General features: G+C 51.9%; 6 protein-coding genes. All 6 read right to left on the reverse strand.

The genetic code is table 11. The annotated features are described in order from the left end of the window. Nucleotides 1-593: 593 nt before the first annotated feature. The 6 genes from PG896_RS20460 to PG896_RS21275 all read right to left on the reverse strand — a co-directional run bounded on the left by PG896_RS20460 (nt 594) and on the right by PG896_RS21275 (nt 4,423). A complete protein-coding gene (locus tag PG896_RS20460) occupies nt 594-992 on the reverse strand; it encodes a hypothetical protein (RefSeq protein ID WP_134996844.1) in 399 nt (132 codons plus the stop codon). A 64-nt stretch (nt 993-1,056) separates the two neighbouring features. Then, nucleotides 1,057-1,602: a YbjQ family protein gene (locus tag PG896_RS20465; protein ID WP_270836159.1), complete on the reverse strand. Its 546-nt coding sequence runs from the start codon at nt 1,600-1,602 to the stop codon at nt 1,057-1,059. Between the two features lie 25 nt (nt 1,603-1,627). Then, a complete protein-coding gene (locus PG896_RS20470) occupies nt 1,628-2,161 on the reverse strand; it encodes a recombinase family protein (protein WP_270836160.1) in 534 nt (177 codons plus the stop codon). 112 nt (nt 2,162-2,273) lie between these two features. After that, nucleotides 2,274-2,411, reverse strand: a complete 138-nt coding sequence (locus PG896_RS20475) for a hypothetical protein (RefSeq protein ID WP_010674054.1) — start codon at nt 2,409-2,411, stop codon at nt 2,274-2,276. A 411-nt stretch (nt 2,412-2,822) separates the two neighbouring features. Beyond that, nucleotides 2,823-3,728: a hypothetical protein gene (locus PG896_RS20480; protein WP_270836161.1), complete on the reverse strand. Its 906-nt coding sequence runs from the start codon at nt 3,726-3,728 to the stop codon at nt 2,823-2,825. After that, nucleotides 3,725-4,423 carry a site-specific integrase gene (locus tag PG896_RS21275; protein ID WP_442866204.1) on the reverse strand — a complete coding sequence of 233 codons (699 nt, stop codon included), beginning with the start codon at nt 4,421-4,423 and terminating at the stop codon, nt 3,725-3,727. Before PG896_RS21275 ends, PG896_RS20480 begins: the two co-directional genes overlap by 4 nt. Nucleotides 4,424-4,556: the final 133 nt, after the last annotated feature.

The raw sequence follows: 4,556 nt of genomic DNA on the forward strand, positions 1-4,556 counted from the left end.
GTGGAGCGGGTGATGTCACTTTGTAGCCGAGATTGGATAAAACTGACCTAATGTTTAATCCGATTGGTATTATTCCCCCCTGCGTGGCTCACCCCTTCGGGGCGACCTGCGGCCGTTCATCGCAGCAAGCTGCTCTGCTCGAACCCGACGAGGCTTCTCACCTTCTCTCCATCGGCATCGGATGTTGCCATGTCACCAGATGCAAAAAACCGACCCTGAGGTCGGTTTTTACAATTTGGTGCTGGGTCGGGATTGACTCGCGCCGTCCCTGGCGCTCGCCCTGCGGGCAGCCTGCGGCTGTCCAAGGGGGCTGTCCTGCCCCCTTGTCGAACCCGGCGAGGGTTCTCACCCTCCCTCTATGGGTATCAGGGGATACGGTAAGCCCAGATGCAAAAAACCGACCCTGAGGTCGGTTTTTAAAATTTGGCGGTGAGGGAGGGATTCGAACCCTCGATTCTCACTAACATTCAGTAACTCACTGATTTTATTACAGTGATGCACCTTGGATACTTAGCTGTTGTACCAGTGGTTTGTACCACAACTAGCTCAACTAAGTTGCTGAAGACTGCCACAAGCAGAGGTAATATTCAACCTTACTTGTACTCCTTCACATTCATGGAGTATCGATTGACAACCCCATCCGTATCAAAGAGAACGATCAAAGTATTCTTCGTATTACTGGCCCCCGAAAAGATGGTGATAACCTGCGACTCATAAGTCCATGTTTCGCCTGTATCAGTTAGAGCAACCTTGGTTGTCGACCCAAAAATCCGCTTAACATCGTCTTTGGTTGACTTTTTGGGGACTATTTTCTTTGCAATCGACTCTTCTGTTTGACCCCACATAGAAGGGTCTCCAGTCGCCTCGCCGATCATCTTACCTTCCATCTGCTGTTTGAACTCAGGATTTACATCGGGGACTAAGGCTGTTCCCGTACACCCACTTAACAACAGTCCTGCAACCAAACTTGCTACCAGGTTGGTTTTTTCCACATCAGTGTCCTTATCATTGTGCTGCTTAGTATCACGAAGTTAATGCAGTGCAACAAAATCAATATCAGCGGCTTGACGCCACCGATTTGTCCAAAATGATTGCCGTTCCTGTTGCCGTCACCATCATCATCGATTTGCCACCGCCCGAAATCTCGTCAACATCAATTGACACACCAATTAGAGCATTACAGCCTAATTCGTCTGCTTGCTTTCTGAGCTGCACCAAGGCTTGAGTCTTGATCTCATCTAACTTAGCCATGTAAGTGCCTGAGTTACCGCCAGTAAAGTCCCTAATTGAGGCCATGAAGTCTCTCAGAAAATTCATCCCAGCCACAATTGTCGCGGTAGTAACACCTTTTACCTCAATGATTCTGGTGTCTTGTGCTAGCACGTTGGTAGTTGATGTGATTACGTGCTCATAACCATAAGTTCCATCCCTTTGCTGTTGCCACGTTTTCAATGCGTGCTCAATACTTTCAGCCTTACAAGAGTCGTAGGCGATGATAAACCCTTGTTGTTGCAGAGACGCAATTTCACTGGATGCTGAGTCGGACAAAATATCGACAGCAACAGGAATTCCCCTGCCAACCATAATGATGTAATTGTTCATTTTCTCTCACGTTACGGTTGATGCTCTATCGGATCCTGTAAACGCTGGATGTGCTGATCCCTAGACGTTTCGCTACAACTGTTTTAGGCAGTCCCTGTGCAAGGAGGTGTAACACCTCATCCCGCTTCTCCATGGCCGTCGGTTTACGGCCCTTGTAGACCCCCTTGGTCTTTGCCAAGGCGATCCCTTCGGCCTGACGCTCCAGCATGATTTCCCGCTCGAACGTGGCGATGGCCCCGATCATGGTCAGCATCAGTTTGCCTGTCGGTGTGGCCGTGTCGATGCCCAGATTCTGGATCTGTAATGTTACCCCTTTGGCGTGTAGCTGGTCTGTGATCTCCAGCAAGTGCCGGGTGTTCCGGGCCAGACGATCCAATTTGGTCACCTTTAGCACGTCTCCAGAGCGGGCAAATTCGAGCATTGCCTGTAGTTGCGGCCTATCCGTCTTGCTACCGCTGACCTTCTCCTGAAAAACTTTTTCACACTCCGCCAGAGCTGTCAGTTGCTGCTCCAGCGATTGCCCCGTGGTCGAGACACGGGCATACCCGATGATTGCCATGATAGCCTCCCAATAGGCTCAAGACCCTGCAAGAAAAACGTGTCAAAACTCGAAAACCAACCCGTGTGACAGGGGTTGCCGGGGGGCCTCCGGTCTGTCACACGGGCATGGTCTATTGAGCGTCCGGCTCCTTCGGCGGGGGCGGCGGTGTCTGCATCGAGTTGACGGCCTCCTTGATGAGGACGCCCAAGGCTGCTAGCAGTGCCGCCTCCAACGCTTTCAGTAACGGGTTTCCTTGCTGCTCATTCATACGCCTTCTCCTTGCTGGGTGGCTCCCGACAAGGGGCCAGATGTGATGTATTCCATGGGGTTCTCCTATGGTGTTGGTCTCATCTGGCTTATACCGGCGTTGGGTCTGAATGTTGCCTGCTCGTTTTCCTTGTGCTGGTGGGGTTTGGGATTGTTTTTTCAGGGCTGCTAACGAGGCGGGATCGTTGCTATCTTCTCGGAATCTCTCCTTCGGGTGGCTGGTAAGCTCCCGTCTCGGGTCGTACTAGTAAAAGAAAGAGGTGTGAACTACGGCCTGGAACACCGACACACTAGACACACAGATGACGAATCCCTCTTGCTCTCTACATTCCTTCATGTGTGCGACCCCGAATGGAGCCACACACATGTTGAACAATGTGTGTGCCACTGACACACCAAGCGGCACTAACTATCAGAGATAGAAGCGATAGAATGCCTGTTTACCGGTGTGCTTTGACTTAACCCGCAACCCTAGCCGTTTGGCAATCCGCTTCAGGTCGCGTAGTGGCTGCACTGAATGGAGCAGATATCTGGCTGCGTCACAGGTATAACCAAGCTGGGCAGACTTTCGCGTGATGTCGATGTACTTTTCCCCCCGTCGCCAGACCATCAGCTTCAGAAGCCGTTGCAGGTACTCTTCGACGCTGATGATCTCCTGTTCAATGCGGCAGATTGCGGCCCAGACTTCCTGCTCCTCATGACGCACCCGGATTGGCTTCAGGCCGGTAGCCTGCTCGATATGTATATCACGTTGCTGATCACGCAAGCGGTTGGCGGGCTCTTGGTGATAGGCTTCATCAAACTCAATCAGGTACTGCTCCCAACCCCCCATGTCTCGGAAACTCGAAGAGTCTGGCCTGAAGCCACTCAGGCCAACCGAGAAATCGACCCGATAGGGCTCACAAACGTATTGGGGCTGAACCGTCGTCCAGACGTCACGCTGCCTGAACTCGTTAAGCAGCGGCAGCAAATAGACAAGGTAGAAGGCCGCTTCGAACCGGCTCATCCCCTCCATGCGGGGGAGAGATTCACCTGTGACGCGTTCAATCTCCACGATCAGCTCGACGTTGAGATGAGAACGAGGGCCATAGGTCAGGATCGCGAGGGCCTGCTGAGGCGTCCATGAACCAAGTCCATCATCGGGTTTGGGGATCTCTAGCCAATCAAGTTCAGGAATGTCAATGAGTCTAAGGAACGCCTGCTGTACGTATTGCTCATGCTCGCCATCAAATCCGGGGACGAAGTCCAGCACACGGTAAGGACACAGCAAGTCATTCCGTCCCGGCTCTTGTAGTAGGTTGTCTAGTGTCAGCTTCATGATTGCACCTCCGCTTCTGCGGTCGGAACATCATCAACACTGAAGGGATGCCACACGGGGACCGGCCAACGGGGCATTTTGTTGATAATCGCATCGAGGTCTTTGAAAGAGCCATAGGATCTCCCAACGTGACCTTCCTGTGAGTGGCCGGTGATGGCATTTCGAACATCTTCAGCGACTCCCAACGCCCTTATGTGTGTTATGAAAGCATGTCGGAAGGCGTGCAACGGTTTAATCGTCTTCGTCTTGAGTCCAAGGATCTGCCTTACATGCGGTCTCAGCCACTTACCGAGGGCATCGCTGTAGCGCCCATTAGCCCTACTTGGCGTCAACTGGGGGAATAATGGTCCTTCTGTGGCACAACTTGACAAGAAACGGTCGAAACCAAGCTCTAACAGGTGTGGATGAAGCGGTATCATCCTAGCCTTGCCCGTTTTCAGTGATTGAGATACGTCCCAATCCCTGAAGTGAATAAACCATTGACCATCTTTGTGTTCGACATCACGTCGGAACAGTTGGCAAACCTCCTCCAAACGGCCTCCTGTGTAAGTCAGAAGTACCGGCACCCAGTAAATTGCCTCCCCATATTCAGCTCGCTGTGGGCGGATCTCCCCAGTGAATAGGGCGCTAGAGAACAGAGTGTTAAGCTCGGCATCGGTAAAATCAGAGGCTCGTTCACGGATAATACGAGGCACCTCGACTCTGATCCCATGGCAGGGGTTTTCGTTGATGAGGGCATCGCTATAAGCCCTTCATGTACAGGACCTTAAGCGTTGAGTCCCTTTAAAACTCCTTCCAAGGTCCTGTTCTGTATCGATTTTCTCTGCT

Source organism: Aeromonas sp. QDB30 (assembly GCF_027707645.1).
GTDB classification, from domain to species: Bacteria; Pseudomonadota; Gammaproteobacteria; order Enterobacterales; family Aeromonadaceae; genus Aeromonas; species Aeromonas caviae.

Bases quoted from the DNA above. Each gene is read 5' to 3' on its own strand.
- PG896_RS20475 (WP_010674054.1), bottom strand. From the start codon at position 2,411: ATGAATGAGCAGCAAGGAAACCCGTTACTGAAAGCGTTGGAGGCGGCA.
- PG896_RS20470 (WP_270836160.1), bottom strand. From the start codon at position 2,161: ATGGCAATCATCGGGTATGCCCGTGTCTCGACCACGGGGCAATCGCTG.
- PG896_RS20465 (WP_270836159.1), bottom strand. From the start codon at position 1,602: ATGAACAATTACATCATTATGGTTGGCAGGGGAATTCCTGTTGCTGTC.
- PG896_RS20480 (WP_270836161.1), bottom strand. From the start codon at position 3,728: ATGAAGCTGACACTAGACAACCTACTACAAGAGCCGGGACGGAATGAC.